This is a genomic window from Pseudomonas monteilii, from assembly GCA_001534745.1.
GTDB lineage: Bacteria > Pseudomonadota > Gammaproteobacteria > Pseudomonadales > Pseudomonadaceae > Aquipseudomonas > Aquipseudomonas alabamensis.
Genome location: CP013997.1, coordinates 4,571,040 through 4,597,803 on the forward strand (window position 1 = coordinate 4,571,040; position 26,764 = coordinate 4,597,803).

At 59.6% G+C, this 26,764-nt stretch carries 6 protein-coding genes, 4 tRNA genes, 5 rRNA genes, 6 pseudogenes and 1 other annotated feature; of the genes and pseudogenes, 9 read left to right on the plus strand and 12 right to left on the minus strand.

Annotation, left to right across the window (positions count from 1 at the left end):
- The 5 genes from APT63_19460 (at position 1) to APT63_19480 (ending at position 8,069) form a co-directional block, all read left to right on the plus strand.
- The gene (locus APT63_19460) at positions 1 to 3,429 is read left to right on the plus strand and encodes a peptide transporter (GenBank protein ID AMA47641.1); all 3,429 of its coding nucleotides are present in this window, start codon (positions 1 to 3) and stop codon (positions 3,427 to 3,429) included.
- 25 nt (positions 3,430 to 3,454) lie between these two features.
- Entirely contained in the window at positions 3,455 to 3,922 is a 468-nt protein-coding gene (locus tag APT63_19465; GenBank protein AMA47642.1) for a polyketide cyclase, read from the plus strand.
- Positions 3,923 to 4,039: 117 nt separating this feature from the next.
- Positions 4,040 to 4,555: an RNA polymerase subunit sigma gene (locus tag APT63_19470; GenBank protein ID AMA47643.1), complete on the plus strand. Its 516-nt coding sequence runs from the start codon at positions 4,040 to 4,042 to the stop codon at positions 4,553 to 4,555.
- Positions 4,548 to 5,519: a peptide ABC transporter substrate-binding protein gene (locus tag APT63_19475; GenBank protein AMA47644.1), complete on the plus strand. Its 972-nt coding sequence runs from the start codon at positions 4,548 to 4,550 to the stop codon at positions 5,517 to 5,519. The genes APT63_19470 and APT63_19475 overlap by 8 nt, the downstream gene beginning before the upstream one ends.
- 180 nt (positions 5,520 to 5,699) lie before the next feature.
- Complete coding sequence (locus APT63_19480; protein AMA47947.1) at positions 5,700 to 8,069, plus strand: ferrioxamine B receptor; 2,370 nt, start codon at positions 5,700 to 5,702, stop codon at positions 8,067 to 8,069.
- Positions 8,070 to 8,133: 64 nt separating this feature from the next.
- Here APT63_19480 and rrf (APT63_19485) read toward each other — a convergent pair.
- From rrf (APT63_19485) to APT63_19520, 8 genes and pseudogenes are all read right to left on the minus strand, one after another.
- Positions 8,134 to 8,249 (minus strand): 5S ribosomal RNA (gene rrf / locus APT63_19485).
- Positions 8,250 to 8,357: 108 nt separating this feature from the next.
- A 5S ribosomal RNA gene (gene rrf, locus APT63_19490) occupies positions 8,358 to 8,473 on the minus strand.
- Positions 8,474 to 8,588: 115 nt separating this feature from the next.
- Positions 8,589 to 11,501: ribosomal RNA gene (locus tag APT63_19495) — 23S ribosomal RNA — on the minus strand.
- Positions 11,502 to 11,743: 242 nt separating this feature from the next.
- Positions 11,744 to 11,819: transfer RNA gene (locus APT63_19500), tRNA-Ala, on the minus strand.
- A 31-nt stretch (positions 11,820 to 11,850) separates the two neighbouring features.
- Positions 11,851 to 11,927 (minus strand) — tRNA-Ile (locus APT63_19505).
- Between the two features lie 76 nt (positions 11,928 to 12,003).
- Positions 12,004 to 13,550, minus strand: a 16S ribosomal RNA gene (locus APT63_19510).
- The 16S, 23S and 5S rRNA genes sit together here with 2 tRNA genes alongside, the layout of an rRNA operon.
- Before the next feature lie 528 nt (positions 13,551 to 14,078).
- Positions 14,079 to 15,298, minus strand: a pseudogene (locus APT63_19515) (CoA-transferase).
- Positions 15,299 to 15,322: 24 nt separating this feature from the next.
- Positions 15,323 to 16,504: pseudogene (locus APT63_19520) on the minus strand (acyl-CoA dehydrogenase).
- A gap of 158 nt (positions 16,505 to 16,662) precedes the next feature.
- Between APT63_19520 and APT63_19525 the strand changes: the two are divergent.
- The 4 pseudogenes from APT63_19525 (at position 16,663) to APT63_19540 (ending at position 20,689) form a co-directional block, all read left to right on the plus strand.
- Positions 16,663 to 17,564, plus strand: a pseudogene (locus APT63_19525) (LysR family transcriptional regulator).
- A 250-nt stretch (positions 17,565 to 17,814) separates the two neighbouring features.
- A pseudogene (locus APT63_19530) lies at positions 17,815 to 18,931 on the plus strand (NADP transhydrogenase subunit alpha).
- Between the two features lie 12 nt (positions 18,932 to 18,943).
- A pseudogene (locus APT63_19535) lies at positions 18,944 to 19,261 on the plus strand (NAD(P)(+) transhydrogenase).
- Positions 19,258 to 20,689, plus strand: a pseudogene (locus APT63_19540) (NAD synthetase). Before APT63_19535 ends, APT63_19540 begins: the two co-directional pseudogenes overlap by 4 nt.
- Before the next feature lie 43 nt (positions 20,690 to 20,732).
- Positions 20,733 to 22,947: a sequence feature (possible 23S ribosomal RNA but does not have good blast hits on one or both of the ends), on the minus strand.
- 242 nt (positions 22,948 to 23,189) lie between these two features.
- Here APT63_19540 and APT63_19545 read toward each other — a convergent pair.
- The 4 genes from APT63_19545 to APT63_19560 all read right to left on the minus strand — a co-directional run bounded on the left by APT63_19545 (position 23,190) and on the right by APT63_19560 (position 26,743).
- A tRNA-Ala gene (locus tag APT63_19545) sits at positions 23,190 to 23,265 on the minus strand.
- Positions 23,266 to 23,296: 31 nt separating this feature from the next.
- Positions 23,297 to 23,372: transfer RNA gene (locus APT63_19550), tRNA-Ile, on the minus strand.
- Positions 23,373 to 23,448: 76 nt separating this feature from the next.
- A 16S ribosomal RNA gene (locus tag APT63_19555) occupies positions 23,449 to 24,994 on the minus strand.
- 528 nt (positions 24,995 to 25,522) lie between these two features.
- Complete coding sequence (locus APT63_19560) at positions 25,523 to 26,743, minus strand: CoA-transferase (protein AMA47645.1); 1,221 nt, start codon at positions 26,741 to 26,743, stop codon at positions 25,523 to 25,525.
- Positions 26,744 to 26,764: the final 21 nt, after the last annotated feature.

Below are 26,764 nucleotides of genomic sequence, written 5' to 3' on the forward strand. Positions count from 1 at the left end.
ATGAAACGTCTGAACATTGCCTTGGTTGGCCAAGGCCACGCCCTGGAACGCCTCGTCGGGCTGCTGGAAGAACAAGGCCATGCTGCCATTGTGCATGCGCACTACGCCCACCTGTCGGCGGCGAGCGACCTGATCATCGAGGATGGCAGCGCGTCCATCCCAGGTGATGACCCATCGGCCTTGCCGCACCTTCCGGTGTTGGGCGTGCGCCTGACGGTCAGCGACACACCTCTGGAGATCGCTGTGGATATCTCCTTCAGGGGTGGTGTAATCGAGGCACCTCATCTCATCGAGCAGCGGCGCGTTCAGCCCGATTCGCCCACGGGCAACGGTCAGCAATGGCGTCTTGAAACGCTGCAGGTCGTGGAAGAGCAGCTGACGCTGCAGGTCGCCCGGTATGCCCGTGATCCACAGGCCCTGTACGAAGCGCCCTCTCTCGCCACACCGCGTTCAGGACAGTCGAGGACACTCGATTGGCTCGAGCAGCTGGCCTTTGTCCATGCCTTCAACGAGACCTCGCACGCAGGCTGGCAGGAGGCGGCTTCGCACGACCTGCTCTCGGCGCTGCACCCAGGCCTGCTCACCTTTGCCGACCGCACAGCGCTCAGCCTGGACGGTCAGCGCTGGAGCTACAGCCAGTTGCATGCGCTGACGAATACCTTGGCCCAGGCCCTGGCGCAGCATCTACCGGCGGACGGTGAGCGGGTACCTGTGGTCGGGGTATGCCTGCGCAAATCGCCTGCGCTGTACGCCAGCCTGATCGCCGTCCTGCGCAGCGGCGCCCTTTATCTGCCGATCGATCCGGCCACGCCCCTGGCACGCCGCGAGCACATCCTGCGCGATGCAGGCGCCTGCGTGGTGCTGCACGACGAGCAGGCCCACGCGGACATCGTATCGCTGGATGTGCGCGACGTGCCGTTACTCCCCAATACGGCACGACCGGCGCCCAGTACCTCGGTGTCGCTGGCGCCCGATCGCCCGTGTGTGGCGATCTATACCTCGGGCACCACGGGCCAGCCCAAGGGCGTGCTGCTCAGTCGTCGCAACCTGGCGCACTTCATCGCCTGGTACATCGATCACGTGGCGCTCAACGCGCACAGCCGGGCGTTGCAGTTTTCCACCATCGGGTTCGATGCCTCGCTGCTGGACAGCCTGCCGGCACTCGCTGTCGGTGCCGAGCTGGTCATACCCAGCGAGCCGCAGCGTCAGGATCCCCATGCCTTGAGTGCGCTGATCCGCCACGAGTCGGTCACCCACGCCTTCCTGCCGCCAGCGCTGCTGAGCCTGCTGCCCAGCGAACCGCCTCTGGGCCTGCAGCACCTGGTGACAGGCGGAGACGTCTGCGAACCCCAGGCCATCGCCCGCCTGGCGCCCCAATGCCGGCTGCACAACATCTACGGGCCGACCGAAACCACGGTGCTGGCCACCACACGGGTATTCGCGGCCGAGGACGACAACCGCAACGTGGGTCGGCCGATCGCCAACACGCAGGTGCTGATCCTCGACGAGGCCCTGCGACCGGTGGGCGACCAGGTGCCTGGCGAGCTGTACATCGCCGGTGCAGGTGTCGGACTGGGCTACGTCAACAACCCTGCCCTGACCGCCGAGCGCTTCAGGCACCTGCCGCTACCGGGGGGCGATACCGTGCGCGTCTATCGCACGGGTGACATCGCCCGGTGGACGGCCGACGGCATCGTACTGTGCGGACGGCGCGACAATCAGGTGAAGATTCGCGGCTTTCGGGTCGAGCCCGAGGAGATCGAGCACTGCCTGCGTCGCAGCCAGGCCTATGGCCAAGTCGCGGTGGTGATCGACGCGCAGCAGCGGATCCTGGCGTTCGTCGCCCAGCCGCGCGATGGGCAGGCCGACGCCAGGGTACGTGATCACGCCCGCCAGCACCTGCCGGACTACATGGTGCCGACGTTCTACCGTGAGCTGGAGAGCCTGCCCGGCACGGCCAATGGCAAGGTCGACCGTCAGGCGCTGCTGCGCAGTCAGCCCGCGCCTGCCGCCGCACGACCCCGCCTGGCACCGCAGACACCGACCGAACAGCGCTTGCTCGCGCTGTGGAGCGAGCTGCTCGAACAACCCGAGGCCGACCTGTCCATCGACGACAGCTTTTTCGAGAAGGGTGGCCACTCGATTCTGCTGTCGCGCCTGCTGCTGGCCGTGCGGGAGCGGTTCGGCCAGGGCGTGGCGATCAACCAGTTCATCGAGCAGCCGACCGTGCGGCGACTGGGCGCCCTGCTCGATGGAACCGGTGACGCCATCCAGGGCCTGGCCGAGCGTCTCGAACGTGATGCCCAGCGACCGTTCGATTTTCAGGTGCAACCCTTGGAGCGCCTGGGCGATGTGCACCGGGTGATCGTCACCGGCGCCAACAGCTTCCTGGGGGTTCACCTGGTCGAGGCGCTGCTGGACTGGAGCAGCACGGAAGTGGCCTGCCTGGTGCGCCGCGGTGAAGGCCGCAGCGCGCAGGCACGGTTCGCCCAGGCGCTGGCGGACAATCGCCTGACCCTGGACATGACGCGTGTGCGGGTGTTCGAGGCAGACCTGCGCCGACCGCGTCTGGGGCTGAGCGAAGCCGATCATCGCTACCTGGACGAACACTTCGGCGCTCTGGTGCACAACGCGGCCCAGGTCAACCACGTGCTGGACTACCCCGCCTTGGCCCCGGACAACGTCGAGCCGCTGTTCGAGTGCCTGCGCCTGTGCGAAGGCGCGCGCAAGAAGGTCTTCAACTTCGTCTCGACCCTGTCCGCCTGCAGTGCGGTGGACGAGCACGGGCGGGTGCTCGAGCAGGAAGCGGCAGCGACGCCGCCGGTCTACCTGCGCAATGGCTACAACCTGAGCAAATGGGTCGGCGAGCGGATCCTCGCCCGGGCACGCGCCCAAGGGGTCCGGGTCAACCTGTTCCGGCCAGGCAACATCACCTTCGACAGCCGCTCGGGCGTCAGCCAGCCGGAGCGCAATCGCTTGATGCTGATGCTCAAGGGGTCGCTGCAGCTGGGCCAGGTGCCACGCCTGCAGATCGATTTCGACCTGATGCCGGTGGATTTCCTCGCCCGCTTCGTCGCCTTCCACGCCAGCCGGCATCACCCCGAGGCCTGCGTGTTCAACCTGCACAACCCTGAACCGCTGCGCTGGGAGGACTACCTGGCGAGCTTTCGCGCCCATGGGCATGCCTTCGACCTGGTCAGCACAGAGGAATGGCAGCGGCAACTGCACCGGGTCGATCGCGACAATGCGCTGTTCGACGTGCTGGGGTTCTACCTGGACGGCTTCGGCGAAGACATCGGCGACATCTCGTCGATCGAACACCACAACGCACGGATCGGGGTGCAGCGCATGGGCACGCGCTACCCGGCCAAGACGCCGGCGCTGCTGCAACGCGGCTGCCAGTACCTGAACGACATCGGTTTCATCTGACCTCACCCCTACAGGAGCTTTACCCATGCACACACTCACACCCGATACCCTGATCGCCCACCCGCAAGGCTGCGAGGTCATCTCCAGCGTCGAGATCGCGGCACCTGCCGCCAGCGTCTGGGCCATGGTCGGCAACTTCGCAGGCTTTGCGGTGTTCATCCCGGCGCTCGCGCACATCGAGATGACCGGCAGCGGCGTACGCTCGGTGCGCAAGAAACTGTTCAAGGATGGCAACGTGGTGATCGAGCAGCTGAACAGCCGCGATGATTCAGCGATGTTCATGACCTGGAGCCTGATCTACACCAGCCTGAACATCGGCAACCTCTGGGCGGCCATGCAGGTGGAACCGCTCGGCGAGGGTCGTAGCCGGGCGACCTGGACCATCCAGGCCGAACCCTGGGAAGGGGGCGAGGCGGCATTGCCCGCTTTCCAGGCCTTCCTGCAGGGCTTCGCCGATGAGGCGATGGGCACGGTGCGCCAGTTGCTGAGTTAACCGTTCGAGGGCGCCAGGGGGTCTACCCCTGGCGCTTGCTCCCGCAGTAGTTGCAAATTGCCTCAGGCACGCGAACAATGAGACTAATTATCATTCATTGCGTAGCCGACGCCCTCCATGCCTTCCTCAGATTTCGTGCACCAGTTGTACAGCGAACACCATGGTTGGCTTCGCGGCTGGTTGCGCAGCCACCTGAACAACGCGGCCGATGCGGCCGACCTGGCCCACGATACCTTCGTACGCCTTCTGCAACGCCGGGAAACCCCCCAGCTGTCCACGCCGCGCGCCTTCCTGCGTACGGTCGCACGCGGCCTGGTGATCGACCACTGGCGACGTGAAGAACTGCGGCGTGCCTATCTGGAGGCCCTGGCACAGCTGCCCGAGGCCCAGGCGCCTGATGCGGAAACGCGCGAGGTGGTACTGGAACTGCTCGAGCGCATTGATCGTCTGCTCGATGGACTCAAGCCCAAGGTCCGCCAGGCGTTCGTGCTGGTGCAGTGCGAGGGGCTGAGCCAAAAGGACGCGGCGGCCCGCCTGGGCATTTCCCTGCGCTCGGTCGAGCGCCATGTCGCCGACGCGCTCTATCACTGCTACGTACTGCGCTACGAGCAGGCGCCCCCTGCCGATGGATGACTCTGCACTCCCGCCGGCCGTCGTGCGCCAGGCCATCGCCTGGATGCTGACGCTGCGCGAGCAGGGTCACGCACGCACCCTGCTGGAACAATGCGCCTGCTGGCGTGCTGCGCATCCGAGTCATGAGCTGGCCTGGCAGCGGGTGACCGGGCTGGGCCAAGAACTCGACCTCAGCACGCTGCCTGGCCCGCCTGTAGCCTGGCGCGCCCTCGAGCCTGCCCGTGCCCGTCTGCACCGGCGTCAGGCCTTGAAGGTGCTCGCAGGCGTAGCGTTGGTAGGATCGGCCGGCTGGCTGAGCAGGGACCTCGATACGCTGAGCGACTGGCGTTCGGACTATGTCAGCGCGCTTGGCGAGCGCCGCCGGTTCACGCTGCCCGACGGCTCGGTGCTTCAGCTGGATACCTGCAGCGCAGTGAACCTGGCCTTCGATGCGCAACAACGTGCGCTCGAGCTGGTGCATGGTCAGTTAATGCTGAGCTGTGACCCTGGGCGCGCGGATCAGCGGCCTGTCCACATACGGACACAGCAGGCGTGGGTCCAGAGCCTGAAGGGCCGCTTCGTGGTCCGCCAGCACGCGCAAGCGACGTCCATCAGTGTGCTCGAGGGTCAGGCGGCGATTCACGAGGTACACACGGCGGGCATGCTGGTCATGGCCCAGGCCGGACAATCCTATCGTCTCGATGGGCAAGGGATTCATCGACTCGGCGCGCTGCCGCTGCAGGCTGACGCCTGGGCGCAGGGCCTGATCGTCACCCGCGGCATGCGTCTGCAGGATTTTCTGGCCGAAGTCGGTCGCTACCGACGCGGCTACCTGGGCTGCAGCGCGGCAGTGGCCGACTGGCGTCTGTCGGGGGTGTACCGTCTTGAGGACACCGACCAGCTGCTGGCCATCCTGCCGCAGAGCCTACCGGTGAGGCTCGAGCGTCGCACACGCTGGTGGGTGCGTGTCGAACGCGCGGGTTGAACCGTTTTGGCGGGTTTGCGCGCGTCGTTCGGCCTTGAGAAGCGCAGTTCTTTTCTTGGATCAACGGACCTTTCCATGCCCAACGCTTCTTCTTCCCTACGCCCTCTGCCCGCACAGGTCGCGCCTGCCTCACGTCTTGGCGGCGCCGTGCGCGCGGCCCTGTTCGGTACCGCCCTTGGCCTGAGTGGCCTGCCCGCGCTGAGCCAGGCAGCCGATGCCTATGCCGTCAGCCGCGTTTACGACATTCCCGCCGGTAGCCTGGGCGATGTGCTCAATCGATTCGCCCAGCAAGCCGGCATCACCCTGTCCGGTACGCCGCGCCAGGTCGATGATCTGCAATCGCCAGGCTTGCAGGGCAATTATGCCGTCGATCAGGCGCTGCGCCGTCTGCTGGCCGGCACTGGCCTGGAAGCCGTCACCCAGGGCGGCGGTAGCTATGCCCTGCGTACCCAATCCACGGAGGCTGCACTGGCCCTGCCGGACACTGACGTGCGCAGCTTCAGCCTGGGCAACGCACTGGGCAGCATGGACGGCTACAACGCCACCCACAGCCAGGTCGCGACCAAGACCAGCACGGCGCTGCTGGAGACCTCACAGTCGGTGTCCGTGGTCACCCGGCAACAGCTGGACGACCAGGGCTCGCAGACCGTGGCCCAGGCCATGCGCTACACGCCCGGCGTGATGACCAGCCCGTATGGTGCGACCCACCGTTACGATTACGTGGCCATGCGCGGTTTCAACGATGGCTCGGTGGACAACATCTACCTGGATGGCTTGAAGTCCATGGGGGACAACGGGACCTACAGCACCATGCAGGTCGACCCGTACTTCCTCGAGCGGATCGACGTGCTCAAGGGGCCGTCTTCGGTGCTGTACGGGCGCAGCTCCCCGGGCGGCCTGGTGGCCTTGACCACCAAGAAACCCCTGTTCGAGGCTTTCCACCAGGTGCAGGCGACGGTGGGCACCCAGGGGCAACGTGGCATGGGTTTCGACCTGAGTGGCCCCCTGGACGATGACAAGCGCATCGCCTACCGACTGACGGGCCTGGCGGACCATTCCGATACCCAGTTCGACCATAACGAAGAAGAGCGCTATGCGATCGCGCCGGCCGTCAGCATCGATTTCAGCGAAGACACGTCCCTGACGTTGCAGGCGTACCTGCAGCACGATCCGGACGGTGGTTACCATGGCGGCAATCCAGCAGCCGGCATGCTGCATCCGCGCAATGGCCTGCGCCTGTCGGACCACTTCTTCGAGGGTGAGCCGGACATCGACCATTACGAGCGGACGCAGCAGTCGTTCAGCTACCAGTTCGAGCACCGTTTCAACGACGTGCTGACGGCGCGGCAGAACTTCCGCTACCAGGACTCGGACGTGTCGATGGACCAGGTGTATTCGGCAGGCTGGGCGGATGCGCAGAGCAACGTGCTGAACCGTGCCTACACCGGGGGCGACGAGCGCCTGCACTCCTTCATCGTCGACAACATGCTGCAGGCCGAGCTGTTCGCGGGGTCGGCCAAGCATACGGTCTTGCTGGGTGCGGACTACCAGCGGCGCAAGGCCAATGTGGACTGGCGATATGGCTCGGTAGATCCGCTGGATGCAGGGGCACCGGTCTACGGCAATGGCAACCTGGAGCGTCAGGGCGAAAACCGTTACCTGCGACGGTTGCAGCAGACCGGCGTGTACCTTCAGGACCTGGTGGAGTGGGACCAGTGGCGTTTTTCGCTGGGCGTACGCCAGGACTGGGTGAAAGTATCGGAAGAGAATCGGGATACCGGCATCCGTGTCAGCGATGACCGCAGCAAATTCAGCGGGCGCGCAGGCGTGCTGTACGTGTTCGAGAATGGCCTGGCGCCGTATGTGAGCTACTCGGAGTCGTTCAACCCCAATACCGTCTCCGACCAGGAAGGCCGCCCCCTGGCGCCGACTGAAGGCACGCAGTGGGAAGCCGGCCTCAAATACCAACCGCCGGGCACCGACAACCTGTTCACGGCGTCGGTCTTCCACATCGAACAGGAAAACCTTGCCTCCAAGCAACCGAACGAAGACTTCTACCGAGCCGTGGGTCAGGTGCGCTCGCAGGGCCTCGAACTGGAAGCCCATGTGCAGGTAACGGACAACCTCAAGCTGATCGGGGGCTATACCTTCACCGACATCGAATACAGCAAGACCATGCCGAGCCTGGCCCTCCCTGGACAGGACAACCGTGGTCATTCACCAACCCAGGCGCCCAAGCAGATGGCCTCGCTGTGGGCCGACTACAACGTGCGCCAGGGGCCCCTGGATGGCCTTAGACTAGGCGGTGGCGTGCGGTATGTGGGCTACAGCTGGGTCGATGCCGAGAACAGCATGAAGGTGCCTTCGTACACCGTCTTCGATGCCTCGATCGGCTACGACATGGGCAAACTGGGCGTGAAGGGTCTGGACCTGCGCCTGAATGCCAACAACCTGACCAACGAGAGCTACATCACCTCCTGCGCGAGCCTGAACTACTGCTACATGGGCGAAGAGCGCAGCGTGAGCGCGACGGCCAGCTACCAGTTCTGATGGCAGACGCCTGAAAAGACAAAACCCCTACCTGCCTGCGCAGATAGGGGTTTTGCGGAATGAATCTTGACGATGACCTACTCTCACATGGGGAAACCCCACACTACCATCGGCGATGCATCGTTTCACTGCTGAGTTCGGGAAGGGATCAGGTGGTTCCAATGCTCTATGGTCGTCAAGAAAACCGGTGTGCTGAACGGCCAGTGGGCCACTCGGCGAAATTAGGGTCTCTCTACCTAAAGACAAAACCCCTACCTGCATGCGCAGATAGGGGTTTTGCGAAATGAATCTTGGCGATGACCTACTCTCACATGGGGAAACCCCACACTACCATCGGCGATGCATCGTTTCACTACTGAGTTCGGGAAGGGATCAGGTGGTTCCAATGCTCTATGGTCGCCAAGAAATTCGGTAGCCGGACCGTCGTATCGACAGGCCAGCAGATTCGGATATGTGATCTTTGTGTGTTCGCGAACTTTCGGTTCGTGTGTCTTCACACCCAACCTGCGCTTGGCAGATTGCTTGGGTGTTATATGGTCAAGCCTCACGGGCAATTAGTATTGGTTAGCTCAACGCCTCACAGCGCTTACACACCCAACCTATCAACGTCGTAGTCTTCGACGGCCCTTTAGGGGATTCAAGATCCCAGTGAGATCTCATCTTGAGGCAAGTTTCCCGCTTAGATGCTTTCAGCGGTTATCTCTTCCGAACATAGCTACCCGGCAATGCCACTGGCGTGACAACCGGAACACCAGAGGTTCGTCCACTCCGGTCCTCTCGTACTAGGAGCAGCCCCTCTCAAATCTCAAACGTCCACGGCAGATAGGGACCGAACTGTCTCACGACGTTCTAAACCCAGCTCGCGTACCACTTTAAATGGCGAACAGCCATACCCTTGGGACCGGCTTCAGCCCCAGGATGTGATGAGCCGACATCGAGGTGCCAAACACCGCCGTCGATATGAACTCTTGGGCGGTATCAGCCTGTTATCCCCGGAGTACCTTTTATCCGTTGAGCGATGGCCCTTCCATACAGAACCACCGGATCACTAAGACCTACTTTCGTACCTGCTCGACGTGTGGGTCTCGCAGTCAAGCGCGCTTTTGCCTTTATACTCTACGACCGATTTCCGACCGGTCTGAGCGCACCTTCGTACTCCTCCGTTACTCTTTGGGAGGAGACCGCCCCAGTCAAACTACCCACCATACACTGTCCTCGATCCGGATAACGGACCTGAGTTAGAACCTCAAAGTTGCCAGGGTGGTATTTCAAGGATGGCTCCACGCAGACTGGCGTCCACGCTTCAAAGCCTCCCACCTATCCTACACAAGCAAATTCAAAGTCCAGTGCAAAGCTATAGTAAAGGTTCACGGGGTCTTTCCGTCTAGCCGCGGATACACTGCATCTTCACAGCGATTTCAATTTCACTGAGTCTCGGGTGGAGACAGCGCCGCCATCGTTACGCCATTCGTGCAGGTCGGAACTTACCCGACAAGGAATTTCGCTACCTTAGGACCGTTATAGTTACGGCCGCCGTTTACCGGGGCTTCGATCAAGAGCTTCGCTTGCGCTAACCCCATCAATTAACCTTCCGGCACCGGGCAGGCGTCACACCCTATACGTCCACTTTCGTGTTTGCAGAGTGCTGTGTTTTTAATAAACAGTCGCAGCGGCCTGGTATCTTCGACCGGCATGGGCTTACGGAGCAAGTCCTTAACCCTCGCCGGCGCACCTTCTCCCGAAGTTACGGTGCCATTTTGCCTAGTTCCTTCACCCGAGTTCTCTCAAGCGCCTTGGTATTCTCTACCTAACCACCTGTGTCGGTTTGGGGTACGGTTCCCGATTATCTGAAGCTTAGGAGCTTTTCTTGGAAGCATGGCATCAACCACTTCGTCGCCTAAAGGCAACTCGTCATCAGCTCTCGGCCTTGAGATCCCGGATTTGCCTAAGATCTCAGCCTACCACCTTAAACTTGGACAACCAACGCCAAGCTGGCCTAGCCTTCTCCGTCCCTCCATCGCAATAACCGGAAGTACAGGAATATTAACCTGTTTTCCATCGACTACGCTTTTCAGCCTCGCCTTAGGGACCGACTAACCCTGCGTCGATTAACGTTGCGCAGGAAACCTTGGTCTTTCGGCGTGGGAGTTTTTCACTCCCATTGTCGTTACTCATGTCAGCATTCGCACTTCTGATACCTCCAGCCAGCTTCTCAACTGACCTTCACAGGCTTACAGAACGCTCCTCTACCGCATCACCTAGTGGTGATACCCGTAGCTTCGGTGCATGGTTTGAGCCCCGTTACATCTTCCGCGCAGGCCGACTCGACTAGTGAGCTATTACGCTTTCTTTAAAGGGTGGCTGCTTCTAAGCCAACCTCCTAGCTGTCTAAGCCTTCCCACATCGTTTCCCACTTAACCATGACTTTGGGACCTTAGCTGACGGTCTGGGTTGTTTCCCTTTTCACGACGGACGTTAGCACCCGCCGTGTGTCTCCCATGCTCGGCACTTGCTGGTATTCGGAGTTTGCATCGGTTTGGTAAGTCGGGATGACCCCCTAGCCGAAACAGTGCTCTACCCCCAGCAGTGATACATGAGGCGCTACCTAAATAGCTTTCGAGGAGAACCAGCTATCTCCGAGCTTGATTAGCCTTTCACTCCGATCCACAGGTCATCCGCTAACTTTTCAACGGTAGTCGGTTCGGTCCTCCAGTCAGTGTTACCTAACCTTCAACCTGCCCATGGATAGATCGCCCGGTTTCGGGTCTATACCCAGCGACTGTTCGCCCTATTAAGACTCGCTTTCGCTACGCCTCCCCTATTCGGTTAAGCTCGCCACTGAATATAAGTCGCTGACCCATTATACAAAAGGTACGCAGTCACCTAACAAGTAGGCTCCCACTGCTTGTACGCATACGGTTTCAGGTTCTATTTCACTCCCCTCTCCGGGGTTCTTTTCGCCTTTCCCTCACGGTACTGGTTCACTATCGGTCAGTCAGTAGTATTTAGCCTTGGAGGATGGTCCCCCCATATTCAGACAAAGTTTCTCGTGCTCCGTCCTACTCGATTTCATTGAAAGAAGATTTTCGTGTACGGGGCTATCACCCACTATGGCCGCACTTTCCAGAGCGTTCCACTAATCTTCAACCAACTTAAGGGCTGGTCCCCGTTCGCTCGCCACTACTAAGGGAATCTCGGTTGATTTCTATTCCTCAGGGTACTTAGATGTTTCAGTTCCCCTGGTTCGCCTCATGCACCTATGTATTCAGTGCAGGATACTCAGCTTATGCTGAGTGGGTTCCCCCATTCAGAGATCTCTGGATCACAGTCTGTTTGCCGACTCCCCAAAGCTTATCGCAGGCTACCACGTCTTTCATCGCCTCTGACTGCCAAGGCATCCACCGTATGCGCTTCTTCACTTGACCATATAACCCCAAGCAATCTGGTTATACTGTGAAGACGACATTCGCCGAAAATTCGCATGTTGCGCTCTCGCGCAGAACTCACAAATTTTACCTTAGCCTGATCACCACCAGTGAAAGTGGCCATCAGTCTATTTCTATCACATATCCGAATTTTTAAAGAACGATCTGACAAAAGTCAGAAATCAACATTTCACAGCCTCAGGCTGCAAATGTTCATTTCTAAGTTCTGAACAGCGGCGACGATGGAAGTGGTGGAGCCAAGCGGGATCGAACCGCTGACCTCCTGCGTGCAAGGCAGGCGCTCTCCCAGCTGAGCTATGGCCCCGTGTGTCGTAGCATCAAGCCGCACCATGAAATGGTAGGTCTGGGCAGATTTGAACTGCCGACCTCACCCTTATCAGGGGTGCGCTCTAACCAACTGAGCTACAGACCTATAACAGGGTCGCGTTACAGCATCGTCTTCGTACAAAGAATCAAGCAATTCGTGTGGGAGCTCATCAGCTGGCTGATGTCGTCGATTAAGGAGGTGATCCAGCCGCAGGTTCCCCTACGGCTACCTTGTTACGACTTCACCCCAGTCATGAATCACACCGTGGTAACCGTCCTCCCGAAGGTTAGACTAGCTACTTCTGGTGCAACCCACTCCCATGGTGTGACGGGCGGTGTGTACAAGGCCCGGGAACGTATTCACCGCGACATTCTGATTCGCGATTACTAGCGATTCCGACTTCACGCAGTCGAGTTGCAGACTGCGATCCGGACTACGATCGGTTTTGTGAGATTAGCTCCACCTCGCGGCTTGGCAACCCTCTGTACCGACCATTGTAGCACGTGTGTAGCCCAGGCCGTAAGGGCCATGATGACTTGACGTCATCCCCACCTTCCTCCGGTTTGTCACCGGCAGTCTCCTTAGAGTGCCCACCATAACGTGCTGGTAACTAAGGACAAGGGTTGCGCTCGTTACGGGACTTAACCCAACATCTCACGACACGAGCTGACGACAGCCATGCAGCACCTGTGTCAGAGTTCCCGAAGGCACCGATCCATCTCTGGAAAGTTCTCTGCATGTCAAGGCCTGGTAAGGTTCTTCGCGTTGCTTCGAATTAAACCACATGCTCCACCGCTTGTGCGGGCCCCCGTCAATTCATTTGAGTTTTAACCTTGCGGCCGTACTCCCCAGGCGGTCAACTTAATGCGTTAGCTGCGCCACTAAAATCTCAAGGATTCCAACGGCTAGTTGACATCGTTTACGGCGTGGACTACCAGGGTATCTAATCCTGTTTGCTCCCCACGCTTTCGCACCTCAGTGTCAGTATCAGTCCAGGTGGTCGCCTTCGCCACTGGTGTTCCTTCCTATATCTACGCATTTCACCGCTACACAGGAAATTCCACCACCCTCTACCGTACTCTAGCCTGCCAGTTTTGGATGCAGTTCCCAGGTTGAGCCCGGGGCTTTCACATCCAACTTAACAAACCACCTACGCGCGCTTTACGCCCAGTAATTCCGATTAACGCTTGCACCCTCTGTATTACCGCGGCTGCTGGCACAGAGTTAGCCGGTGCTTATTCTGTCGGTAACGTCAAAATTGCAGAGTATTAATCTACAACCCTTCCTCCCAACTTAAAGTGCTTTACAATCCGAAGACCTTCTTCACACACGCGGCATGGCTGGATCAGGCTTTCGCCCATTGTCCAATATTCCCCACTGCTGCCTCCCGTAGGAGTCTGGACCGTGTCTCAGTTCCAGTGTGACTGATCATCCTCTCAGACCAGTTACGGATCGTCGCCTTGGTGAGCCATTACCTCACCAACTAGCTAATCCGACCTAGGCTCATCTGATAGCGCAAGGCCCGAAGGTCCCCTGCTTTCTCCCGTAGGACGTATGCGGTATTAGCGTTCCTTTCGAAACGTTGTCCCCCACTACCAGGCAGATTCCTAGGCATTACTCACCCGTCCGCCGCTGAATCCAGGAGCAAGCTCCCGTCATCCGCTCGACTTGCATGTGTTAGGCCTGCCGCCAGCGTTCAATCTGAGCCATGATCAAACTCTTCAGTTCAATACTGCTTGGGTTTTTAAGAAACCCTAAACTTGGCTCAGCAATCTCAAATGACTACTATGATTACTCATGTGTCACTTGTGATGCTGATAATCTATGTGACTATCAGTCCAAACTCACAAGCACCCACACGAATTGCTTGATTCAATTTGTTAAAGAGCGTTTGGCTGAGAAGCTTTCATCTCAACCGAGGCGCGCATTCTACGCTATCCTCGTTGTGTGTCAAGCGTTTATTTTGAAGTTCTTTTCGGGAAACCCTAACAACTTCAACCACTTGACTCGCTGCGATCTCTCGAAGCGGGAGGCGAATCATACAGCGTTACAACCTGCTGTCAACTGCCTTTTTCACCGCTTCCGGTCGGGACCGAAGCCCTTCCAGTTTCGTTTCGATTCACGCAACCTGTTGATTAACAAGGCGTTTATCGTTCCGACTGCGTTGGAAGTGGTGCGCATTATAAGGGGATCTGAAACCCCGTCAACCCTTTATTTCAAATAAAGTTCAAATACTTACGCACACCCTGAAAACCTTCAGATCACCCGGGTTTCGCGCAGCGCAGTGATCTGTGCGTCAGTCAGGCTCAGCACGCTCTTCAGGACCTCTACCGTGTGTTCACCTAATAGAGGAGGCGCATGCCGATACTCTACAGGTGTACCCGACAGCCGCAATGGGCTGGCCACCTGGGGCACACGGCCCGCCAGCACATGGGGCAGCTCGAAGGCCAGACCGCGGGCGATCACCTGGGGATCCTGGAAGGTCTGCGCAACATCGTTGACCGGGCCACACGGCACCCCGACCGCCTCCAGCTCATCGACCCACTGCGCCGTGGTCTTGAACACGGTGGCCTGCCGGATCAGAGGGATGAGCTCGGCCCGGTGCAGTACCCGCGCACGGTTGCTGGCAAACCGGGGATCCTGCGCCCACTGCGGCTGCCCGGCCACCTCGGCGAAACGCTGGAACTGGGCATCGTTCCCCACGGTGAGAATGATGTCGCCATCGGCGGTAGGGAAATCCTGATAAGGCACGATGTTCGGATGGGCATTGCCCAGCCGCTTGGGCGCCACCCCCGTGGTCAGGTAGTTCATCGCCTGATTGGCCAGGCAGGCGACCTGGACGTCCAATAACGCCATGTCGATGCGCTGGCCGACGCCCGCACGGTCACGATGGGCGAGCGCGGCCAGGATCGCCACGCTGGCATAGAGCCCTGTGAGGATATCGGTCAGCGCCACCCCGACCTTGACCGGCCCGGCACCGGCCTCAGGCTCTGGTTTGCCGGTCAGGCTCATGAGCCCACCCAGCCCCTGCACCATGAAGTCATAACCGGCACGTCCGGCATAGGGTCCCGTCTGACCGAAGCCCGTGATCGAGCAGTACACCAGGCGCGGATTGAGCGCCGAGAGGCTTTCATAGTCCAGGCCGTAAGCCGCCAGCCCACCCACCTTGAAGTTCTCGATGACCACGTCCGAGGCCGCGGCCAACTCCCGCACCAGGCGCTGGCCTTCCGGTTGCGTGAAATCGATGGTCACCGACTGCTTGTTGCGATTGGCCGCCAGGTAATAAGCCGCCTCACTTGTGTCATGACCATTGGCATCCTTCAGGAAGGGCGGCCCCAGGCCCGGGTATCGTCGCCGCTACCCGGCCGCTCGACCTTGATGACCTCGGCGCCCAGGTCGGCCAGGATCTGGCCCGACCACGGCCCGGCCAGCACGCGCGACAGGTCCAGCACACGCAGATGCGACAGCGCCCCCATGCTCGCCCCCCTTCTCTCTATCTATTAATAGAACGCCTGGATACCGGTCTGGGCCCGCCCCAGAATCAGCGCATGGACGTCATGGGTACCTTCATAGGTATTGACGACCTCGAGGTTGACCAGATGGCGCGCCACACCGAATTCGTCGGAGATGCCATTGCCGCCGAGCATGTCCCGGGCCAGGCGCGCGATCTCCAGCGCCTTGCCGCAGGAGTTGCGCTTGAGCAAGGAGGTGATCTCCACCGCCGCACTGCCTTCATCCTTCATCCGCCCCAGGCGTAGGCAGCCCTGCAGCCCAGGGTGATTTCGGTCTGCATGTCCGCCAGCTTCTTCTGCATCAGCTGATTGGCGGCCAAGGGCCGACCGAACTGCTTGCGGTCGAGGGTGTATTGGCGCGCCGTGTGCCAGCACGCTTCGGCCGCACCCAGCGCGCCCCAGGAGATCCCATAGCGCGCCGAGTTCAGGCAAGTGAAAGGCCCCTTCAAGCCACGCACCTCGGGGAAGATGTTGTCCTCGGGCACGAAGACGTTGTCCATGACGATCTCGCCGGTGATCGAGGCGCGCAGTCCGACCTTGCCGTGAATGGCCGGCGCACTGAGTCCCTCCCAGCCTTTTTCGAGCACGAACCCGCGGATATCGCCGTCGTCGTCCTTGGCCCAGACCACGAACACGTCGGCAATCGGACTGTTGGTGATCCACATCTTGCTGCCGGAGAGCCGGAACCCACCCTCGACACGCCTGGCACGGGTCAGCATGCCGGCCGGATCGGACCCATGGTCGGGCTCGGTCAGGCCGAAGCAGCCGATCCACTCGCCACTGGCCAGCTTCGGCAGATAACGCTGCTTCTGCGATTCACTGCCGGAAGGCATGGATCGGCACCATGACCAGCGATGACTGCACGCTCATCATCGAGCGATAGCCCGAATCGATCCGCTCCACCTCACGCGCGATCAAGCCATAGCAGACATAGTTCAGGCCGCTGCCGCCATATTGCTCGGGGATGGTGGCCCCCAGCAGCCCGACCTCGCCCATTTCACGGAAGATCGCAGGGTCGGTGCGCTCGTGCCGAAAGGCTTCCAGCACGCGGGGTGCCAGCTTGTCCTGGGCGAAGGCCGCCGCGCTATCGCGCACCATGCGCTCTTCTTCGGTGAGTTGCTGGTCGAGCAACAGCGGGTCGCTCCAGTGGAACTGCGCCTTCGTGGTCATGAACACCTACCTCGCGGTCATTCAAGGGGATCTGTGTTCAGCCTAGGCAGGGCCCGCATTGAGAGCAAACGAGGATTGCGCACGCAGCTGTGGCAATAACCTCACTCTATATAGACGGGATGAACGAGGCTTACGAGCCTGCGAAGTGAGATTTTCGTATGCGACGCAAGATTCCAAGCACCACGGCCTTGATCTGCTTCGAAGCGGCCGCCCGACACCAGAGCTTCACCCGCGCGGCGAAGAACTGGCCCTGACCCAGGGCGCTGTCTGCCGTCAGATAGGCGGCCTGGAAAGCTTCCTTAATGTCGAACTGTTCCACCGTAGCCCAGCGAGGTGTCCGACTGACCGAGGCAGGCCTGTCCTACAGCCGCCGGATCGCGACCCAGCTGGATGCGGTAGAGCGGATACCTTGTCGGTGATGCGCCAGCAGGGCGCCAACGTCATCGAACTGGCCGTCGTCCCCACCTTCGGCACGCAGTGGCTGCTTCCACGGCTGAAGGACTTCCAGCAGCGGTTTCCCGAGGTGACCGTCAACCTGACGAACCGCACCCGGCCTTTCTGTTCGCCGACACGACGTTCGACGCCGCGATCTATTTTGGCGAGGGCGAGTGCCCGGCACCCAGGTCGATCGGCTGATGGGAGAGGGCCCGGTCCCGGTCTGCTGCCCCTCCGCTGCTCGAAGGTCACCGCACGCTGAGCGCCCGTCAGATCGGCGAGCTGCCGCTTCTGCAGCAGACCACACGCCCTTATGCCTGGCGACAGTGGTTCGACAGCCAGCAGGTGAGTGTGGCCCTCGACATGACAGCCCACGCTATGAGCTATTCTCGATGCTGGCCAAGCAGCCATGCACGCCATGGGCATCGCGCTGATCCCACCCTCCTGATCCAGCGCGAACTCGAGGAGGGCAGACTGGGTGATCGCCAATCCGCATGCCCTGACCAGCACCAAGGCGTATTACCTGGTCGTGCCCGAGCGCAAGACCGAGTCGGCGTCCCTGCGCGCGTTCCAGGCCTGGCTGATCGAGCAGGCGCAGCGCTATGCGGCAGGGGGAGAAGCCTAGTAAACAATTTTAAACACTCTTCGGAAGTAGCCGAAGACGCCTGAAGGTACGTTGTCACTCGTCATACAACCTCATGAAGTTCCCGTTTCCCGGGCGCTTTCGATCATTTGCGACGCTCACGTTTGCAATCGCGCACCGGCGCTCGTACTTGCGATTTTTTCTTTTACTCTGCGTAACGCCCGGCCTTTCCGGGTGGCCCAGTCGTGACTGGCGATACACAACTACAAAGGCTCAGCGCAGGAGAGAAGACGTGCACATTGGTGTTCCGTTGGAGACGCAAGCAGGCGAAGCGCGGGTTGCCGCCACGCCGGAAACCATCAAGAAGCTGGTCGCTCAGGGCCATCGGATCACTGTCCAGCGTGGTGGCAGGCCTTCGGGCCAGCGGTGCCAGACAGTGCCTACGAAGGCTGCAGGGGCCACGTTGGCAGCGCTGCGGACGCCCTGGGTGCCGAACTGGTCCTCAAGGTCGCCGCGCCGGATCCTCAGGAGTTGAAGCAGATCCAGCCCGGTGCGGTGCTGGTCGGCATGCTCAACCCGTTCGACGCAGCGCGGATCGCCCAGTTCGCCGCCCACGGCATCACCGCCTTCGCCCTGGAAGCCGCGCCCAGAACGTCCCGGGCGCAGAGCCTCGATGTGCTGTCTTCCCAGGCCAACATCGCCGGCTACAAGGCAGTCCTGCTGGCAGCCTCCCACTACGCACGCTTCATGCCCATGCTGATGACGGCAGCGGCACCGTGAAGGCAGCACGCGTGCTGATCCTGGGGGCGGCGTGCAGGCTTGCAGGCGATCGCTACGGCCAAAGCGCTGGGCGCAGTGATCGAAGCCTCGGACGTACGCCCCGCGGTCAAGGAACAGATCGAATCGCTGGGCGCCAAATTCATCGACGTCCCCTACGAGACCGATGAGGAACGCGCCTGCGCCGAGGGCGTCGGGGGTTACGCCCGGCCCATGCCGCCAGCTGGATGCAGCGCCAGGCCCTGGCCGTGCACGAACGCCAAGCAGGCCGACATCGTCATCACCACGGCGCTGATTCCAGGCCGCAAGGCGCCGACGCTGATCAGCACCGAGACGGTCGCACAGATGAAGCCAGGCTCGGTGATCGTCGACCTGGCCGCCGCCCAGGGGGGCAACTGCCCGCTGACGGTGGCCGACCAGGTGGTGGTGGAGCAGGGCGTGATCATCGTCGGGCCGACCAACCTGCCGGCCCAGGTTGCAGCCGATGCCTCGGCCTTGTACGCACGCAATCTGCTGGATTTCCTCAAGCTGATCTGCACCCCGGACGCCACGCTTTCGATCGACCTTGAAGACGACATCGTCGCGCCTGCCTGATGTGCCGCGATGGCACCGTCAGCCGTGCGGCTGCCTGAGGAGCCAGAACCATGCAAGACATGCTGATTTCAGACGGGTTGTACAACCTGATCATCTTCGCTGCGCCATCTACGTGGGCTACCACGTGGTCTGGAACGTCACGCCCGCCCTGCACACACGTTGATGGCCGTGACCAACGCCATCTCGGCCATCGTGATCGTCGGCGCCATGCTGGCGCGCCCTCACGGTGACGCCCCCGCGGCAAGGTGATGGGCACGCTGGCCGTGGCCCTGGCCGCGGTCAATGTGTTCGGCGGCTTCCTGGTGACGCGTCGCATGCTGGAGATGTTCAAGAAGAAAGCCAAGACCGAGGAGCGCAAGCAACCATGAGCATGAACCTGGTAACGCTGCTCTACCTGATCGCCTCGATCTGCTTCATCCAGGCACTCAAAGGGCCTGTCGCACCCGACCACCTCGCGGCGCGGCAACCTGTTCGGCATGGTCGGCATGGCCCTGGCCATCCTCACCACGGTCGGGCTGGTCTACAAACTCGGTGCGCAGATGAGTTCGGTCGGCATCGGCTACGTGGTGCTGGGCCTGCTGGTGGCGGCACGGCCGGCTCGATCATGGCCAAGCGCGTGGAAATGACCAAGATGCCCGAGCTGGTCGCCTTCATGCACAGCATGATCGGCCTGGCGGCGGTGTTCATCGCCATCGCCGCGGTGCTCGAAGTCGCTGGGCATCGTCGCCGGTATCGCAGACCCGATCCCGACCGGCAACCGGCTCGAGCTGTTCCTGGGCGCGGCCATTGGCGCCATCACCTTCTCCGGCTCGGTGATCGCCTTCGGCAAGCTGTCGGCAAGTACCGCTTCCGCCTGTTCCAGGGTGCGCCGGTACAGTTCGTCGGCCAGCACAAGCTCAACCTGATCCTGGCTTGATCACCTGGCCTTGGGCCTGCTGTTCACCTTCACCGGTCACTACAGCGCGTTCACGGCTGATGCTGGTCCTGGCGTTCGTCATGGGCGTGCTGATTCATCATCCCGATCGGCGGCGCCGACATGCCGGTCGTGGTGTCGATGCTCAACAGCTACTCGGGCTGGGCCGCTGCCGGGATCGGCTTCTCGCTGAACGAACTCCATGCTGGATCATCGCCGGTTCGCTGGTGGGCTCCAGCGGCGCGATCCTGTCCTACATCATGTGCAAGGCATGAACCGCGTTTTCGTTCTCAACGTCAGCCTCGGGGCTTTGGTGGGGACGTCGAAAGCGGGGGTCCCGCTGCGCCCAGGAACAGCGTCCGACCCGCTCCGGCTCGGCCGACGATGCGACCTTCCTGCTCAGCAATGCCGACAGCGTGATCATCGTCCCGGGTTACGGGCTGGCCGTGGCACGCGCTCAGCACGCCTTGAAAGAGCTGACCGAAAAGCTGACCCACCAGGGGGTCACGGTCAAGTACGCGATCCACCCGGTGGCCGGTCGCATGCCTGGGCACATGAACGTCCTGCTGGCCGAGGCCGAGGTGCCTTACGACCAGGTGTTCGAGATGGAAGACATCAACGCCGAGTTTGGCCAGGCCGACGTGGTCCTGGTGCTGGGTGCGAACGACGTGGTCAACCCGGCGGCGAAGAACGATCCAAGTCGCCGATCGCCGGCATGCCGATCCTGGAAGCGTTCAAGGCCAAGACCATCATCGTCAACAAGCGCTCGATGGCCAGCGGCTATGCCGGCCTGGACAACGAGCTGTTCTACCTGGACAAGACCATGATGGTGTTCGGCGACGCCAAGAAGGTCCTGGAGGACATGGTCAAGGCCGTGGAGTGAGCCCTGGCGAACGCTGCGCCCGTCGCGCCGCCCGTGCCCGGACCTGTCCAGGCACGGGGGACGCACGACCTGAGTTAGAACCTCAAAGTTGCCAGGGTGGTATTTCAAGGATGGCTCCACGCAGACTGGCGTCCACGCTTCAAAGCCTCCCACCTATCCTACACAAGCAAATTCAAAGTCCAGTGCAAAGCTATAGTAAAGGTTCACGGGTCTTTCCGTCTAGCCGCGGATACACTGCATCTTCACAGCGATTTCAATTTCACTGAGTCTCGGGTGGAGACAGCGCCGCCATCGTTACGCCATTCGTGCAGGTCGGAACTTACCCGACAAGGAATTTCGCTACCTTAGGACCGTTATAGTTACGGCCGCCGTTTACCGGGGCTTCGATCAAGAGCTTCGCTTGCCGCTAACCCCATCAATTAACCTTCCGGCACCGGCAGCGTCACACCTATACGTCCACTTTCGTGTTTGCAGAGTGCTGTGTTTTAATAAACAGTCGCAGCGGCCTGGTATCTTCGACCGGCATGGGCTTACGGAGGCAAGTCCTTAACCTCGCGGGCACCTTCTCCCGAAGTTACGGTGCCATTTTGCCTAGTTCCTTCACCCGAGTTCTCTCAAGCGCCTTGGTATTCTCTACCTAACCACCTGTGTCGGTTTGGGGTACGGTTCCCGATTATCTGAAGCTTAGGAGCTTTTCTTGGAAGCATGGCATCAACCACTTCGTCGCCTAAAGGCAACTCGTCATCAGCTCTCGGCCTTGAGATCCCGGATTTGCCTAAGATCTCAGCCTACCACCTTAAACTTGGACAACCAACGCCAAGCTGGCCTAGCCTTCTCCGTCCCTCCATCGCAATAACCGGAATACAGGAATATTAACCTGTTTTCCATCGACTACGCTTTTCAGCCTCGCCTTAGGGACCGACTAACCCTGCGTCGATTAACGTTGCGCAGGAAACCTTGGTCTTTCGGCGTGGGAGTTTTTCACTCCCATTGTCGTTACTCATGTCAGCATTCGCACTTCTGATACCTCCAGCCAGCTTCTCAACTGACCTTCACAGGCTTACAGAACGCTCCTCTACCGCATCACCTAGTGGTGATACCCGTAGCTTCGGTGCATGGTTTGAGCCCCGTTACATCTTCCGCGCAGGCCGACTCGACTAGTGAGCTATTACGCTTTCTTTAAAGGGTGGCTGCTTCTAAGCCAACCTCCTAGCTGTCTAAGCCTTCCCACATCGTTTCCCACTTAACCATGACTTTGGGACCTTAGCTGACGGTCTGGGTTGTTTCCCTTTTCACGACGGACGTTAGCACCCGCCGTGTGTCTCCCATGCTCGGCACTTGCTGGTATTCGGAGTTTGCATCGGTTTGGTAAGTCGGGATGACCCCCTAGCCGAAACAGTGCTCTACCCCCAGCAGTGATACATGAGGCGCTACCTAAATAGCTTTCGAGGAGAACCAGCTATCTCCGAGCTTGATTAGCCTTTCACTCCGATCCACAGGTCATCCGCTAACTTTTCAACGGTAGTCGGTTCGGTCCTCCAGTCAGTGTTACCTAACCTTCAACCTGCCCATGGATAGATCGCCCGGTTTCGGGTCTATACCCAGCGACTGTTCGCCCTATTAAGACTCGCTTTCGCTACGCCTCCCCTATTCGGTTAAGCTCGCCACTGAATATAAGTCGCTGACCCATTATACAAAAGGTACGCAGTCACCTAACAAGTAGGCTCCCACTGCTTGTACGCATACGGTTTCAGGTTCTATTTCACTCCCCTCTCCGGGGTTCTTTTCGCCTTTCCCTCACGTACTGGTTCACTATCGGTCAGTCAGTAGTATTTAGCCTTGGAGGATGGTCCCCCCATATTCAGACAAAGTTTCTCGTGCTCCGTCCTACTCGATTTCATTGAAAGAAGATTTTCGTGTACGGGGCTATCACCCACTATGGCCGCACTTTCCAGAGCGTTCCACTAATCTTCAACCAACTTAAGGGCTGGTCCCCGTTCGCTCGCCACTACTAAGGGAATCTCGGTTGATTTCTATTCCTCAGGGTACTTAGATGTTTCAGTTCCCTGGTTCGCCTCATGCACCTATGTATTCAGTGCAGGATACTCAGCTTATGCTGAGTGGTTCCCCCATTCAGAGATCTCTGGATCACAGTCTGTTTGCCGACTCCCCAAAGCTTATCGCAGGCTACCACGTCTTTCATCGCCTCTGACTGCCAAGGCATCCACCGTATGCGCTTCTTCACTTGACCATATAACCCCAAGCAATCTGGTTATACTGTGAAGACGACATTCGCCGAAAATTCGCATGTTGCGCTCTCGCGCAGAACTCACAAATTTTACCTTAGCCTGATCACCACCAGTGAAAGTGGCCATCAGTCTATTTCTATCACATATCCGAATTTTTAAAGAACGATCTGACAAAAGTCAGAAATCAACATTTCACAGCCTCAGGCTGCAAATGTTCATTTCTAAGTTCTGAACAGCGGCGACGATGGAAGTGGTGGAGCCAAGCGGGATCGAACCGCTGACCTCCTGCGTGCAAGGCAGGCGCTCTCCCAGCTGAGCTATGGCCCCGTGTGTCGTAGCATCAAGCCGCACCATGAAATGGTAGGTCTGGGCAGATTTGAACTGCCGACCTCACCTTATCAGGGGTGCGCTCTAACCAACTGAGCTACAGACCTATAACAGGGTCGCGTTACAGCATCGTCTTCGTACAAAGAATCAAGCAATTCGTGTGGGAGCTCATCAGCTGGCTGATGTCGTCGATTAAGGAGGTGATCCAGCCGCAGGTTCCCCTACGGCTACCTTGTTACGACTTCACCCCAGTCATGAATCACACCGTGGTAACCGTCCTCCCGAAGGTTAGACTAGCTACTTCTGGTGCAACCCACTCCCATGGTGTGACGGGCGGTGTGTACAAGGCCCGGGAACGTATTCACCGCGACATTCTGATTCGCGATTACTAGCGATTCCGACTTCACGCAGTCGAGTTGCAGACTGCGATCCGGACTACGATCGGTTTTGTGAGATTAGCTCCACCTCGCGGCTTGGCAACCCTCTGTACCGACCATTGTAGCACGTGTGTAGCCCAGGCCGTAAGGGCCATGATGACTTGACGTCATCCCCACCTTCCTCCGGTTTGTCACCGGCAGTCTCCTTAGAGTGCCCACCATAACGTGCTGGTAACTAAGGACAAGGGTTGCGCTCGTTACGGGACTTAACCCAACATCTCACGACACGAGCTGACGACAGCCATGCAGCACCTGTGTCAGAGTTCCCGAAGGCACCGATCCATCTCTGGAAAGTTCTCTGCATGTCAAGGCCTGGTAAGGTTCTTCGCGTTGCTTCGAATTAAACCACATGCTCCACCGCTTGTGCGGGCCCCCGTCAATTCATTTGAGTTTTAACCTTGCGGCCGTACTCCCAGGCGGTCAACTTAATGCGTTAGCTGCGCCACTAAAATCTCAAGGATTCCAACGGCTAGTTGACATCGTTTACGGCGTGGACTACCAGGGTATCTAATCCTGTTTGCTCCCCACGCTTTCGCACCTCAGTGTCAGTATCAGTCCAGGTGGTCGCCTTCGCCACTGGTGTTCCTTCCTATATCTACGCATTTCACCGCTACACAGGAAATTCCACCACCCTCTACCGTACTCTAGCCTGCCAGTTTTGGATGCAGTTCCCAGGTTGAGCCCGGGGCTTTCACATCCAACTTAACAAACCACCTACGCGCGCTTTACGCCCAGTAATTCCGATTAACGCTTGCACCCTCTGTATTACCGCGGCTGCTGGCACAGAGTTAGCCGGTGCTTATTCTGTCGGTAACGTCAAAATTGCAGAGTATTAATCTACAACCCTTCCTCCCAACTTAAAGTGCTTTACAATCCGAAGACCTTCTTCACACACGCGGCATGGCTGGATCAGGCTTTCGCCCATTGTCCAATATTCCCCACTGCTGCCTCCCGTAGGAGTCTGGACCGTGTCTCAGTTCCAGTGTGACTGATCATCCTCTCAGACCAGTTACGGATCGTCGCCTTGGTGAGCCATTACCTCACCAACTAGCTAATCCGACCTAGGCTCATCTGATAGCGCAAGGCCCGAAGGTCCCCTGCTTTCTCCCGTAGGACGTATGCGGTATTAGCGTTCCTTTCGAAACGTTGTCCCCCACTACCAGGCAGATTCCTAGGCATTACTCACCCGTCCGCCGCTGAATCCAGGAGCAAGCTCCCGTCATCCGCTCGACTTGCATGTGTTAGGCCTGCCGCCAGCGTTCAATCTGAGCCATGATCAAACTCTTCAGTTCAATACTGCTTGGGTTTTTAAGAAACCCTAAACTTGGCTCAGCAATCTCAAATGACTACTATGATTACTCATGTGTCACTTGTGATGCTGATAATCTATGTGACTATCAGTCCAAACTCACAAGCACCCACACGAATTGCTTGATTCAATTTGTTAAAGAGCGTTTGGCTGAGAAGCTTTCATCTCAACCGAGGCGCGCATTCTACGCTATCCTCGTTGTGTGTCAAGCGTTTATTTTGAAGTTCTTTTCGGGAAACCCTAACAACTTCAACCACTTGACTCGCTGCGATCTCTCGAAGCGGGAGGCGAATCATACAGCGTTACAACCTGCTGTCAACTGCCTTTTTCACCGCTTCCGGTCGGGACCGAAGCCCTTCCAGTTTCGTTTCGATTCACGCAACCTGTTGATTAACAAGGCGTTTATCGTTCCGACTGCGTTGGAAGTGGTGCGCATTATAAGGGGATCTGAAACCCCGTCAACCCTTTATTTCAAATAAAGTTCAAATACTTACGCACACCCTGAAAACCTTCAGATCACCCGGGTTTCGCGCAGCGCAGTGATCTGTGCGTCAGTCAGGCTCAGCACGCTCTTCAGGACCTCTACCGTGTGTTCACCTAATAGAGGAGGCGCATGCCGATACTCTACAGGTGTACCCGACAGCCGCAATGGGCTGGCCACCTGGGGCACACGGCCCGCCAGCACATGGGGCAGCTCGAAGGCCAGACCGCGGGCGATCACCTGGGGATCCTGGAAGGTCTGCGCAACATCGTTGACCGGGCCACACGGCACCCCGACCGCCTCCAGCTCATCGACCCACTGCGCCGTGGTCTTGAACACGGTGGCCTGCCGGATCAGAGGGATGAGCTCGGCCCGGTGCAGTACCCGCGCACGGTTGCTGGCAAACCGGGGATCCTGCGCCCACTGCGGCTGCCCGGCCACCTCGGCGAAACGCTGGAACTGGGCATCGTTCCCCACGGTGAGAATGATGTCGCCATCGGCGGTAGGGAAATCCTGATAAGGCACGATGTTCGGATGGGCATTGCCCAGCCGCTTGGGCGCCACCCCCGTGGTCAGGTAGTTCATCGCCTGATTGGCCAGGCAGGCGACCTGGACGTCCAATAACGCCATGTCGATGCGCTGGCCGACGCCCGCACGGTCACGATGGGCGAGCGCGGCCAGGATCGCCACGCTGGCATAGAGCCCTGTGAGGATATCGGTCAGCGCCACCCCGACCTTGACCGGCCCGGCACCGGCCTCAGGCTCTGGTTTGCCGGTCAGGCTCATGAGCCCACCCAGCCCCTGCACCATGAAGTCATAACCGGCACGTCCGGCATAGGGTCCCGTCTGACCGAAGCCCGTGATCGAGCAGTACACCAGGCGCGGATTGAGCGCCGAGAGGCTTTCATAGTCCAGGCCGTAAGCCGCCAGCCCACCCACCTTGAAGTTCTCGATGACCACGTCCGAGGCCGCGGCCAACTCCCGCACCAGGCGCTGGCCTTCCGGTTGCGTGAAATCGATGGTCACCGACTGCTTGTTGCGATTGGCCGCCAGGTAATAAGCCGCCTCACTTGTGTCATGACCATTGGCATCCTTCAGGAAGGGCGGCCCCCAGGCCCGGGTATCGTCGCCGCTACCCGGCCGCTCGACCTTGATGACCTCGGCGCCCAGGTCGGCCAGGATCTGGCCCGACCACGGCCCGGCCAGCACGCGCGACAGGTCCAGCACACGCAGATGCGACAGCGCCCCCATGCTCGCCCCCCTTCTCTCTAT

Excerpts from the sequence above, each read along its gene's own strand:
- APT63_19460 (AMA47641.1), top strand. The coding sequence starts at position 1 with ATGAAACGTCTGAACATTGCCTTGGTTGGCCAAGGCCACGCCCTGGAA.
- APT63_19465 (AMA47642.1), top strand. The coding sequence starts at position 3,455 with ATGCACACACTCACACCCGATACCCTGATCGCCCACCCGCAAGGCTGC.
- APT63_19470 (AMA47643.1), top strand. The coding sequence starts at position 4,040 with ATGCCTTCCTCAGATTTCGTGCACCAGTTGTACAGCGAACACCATGGT.
- APT63_19475 (AMA47644.1), top strand. The coding sequence starts at position 4,548 with ATGGATGACTCTGCACTCCCGCCGGCCGTCGTGCGCCAGGCCATCGCC.
- APT63_19560 (AMA47645.1), bottom strand. The coding sequence starts at position 26,743 with ATGGGGGCGCTGTCGCATCTGCGTGTGCTGGACCTGTCGCGCGTGCTG.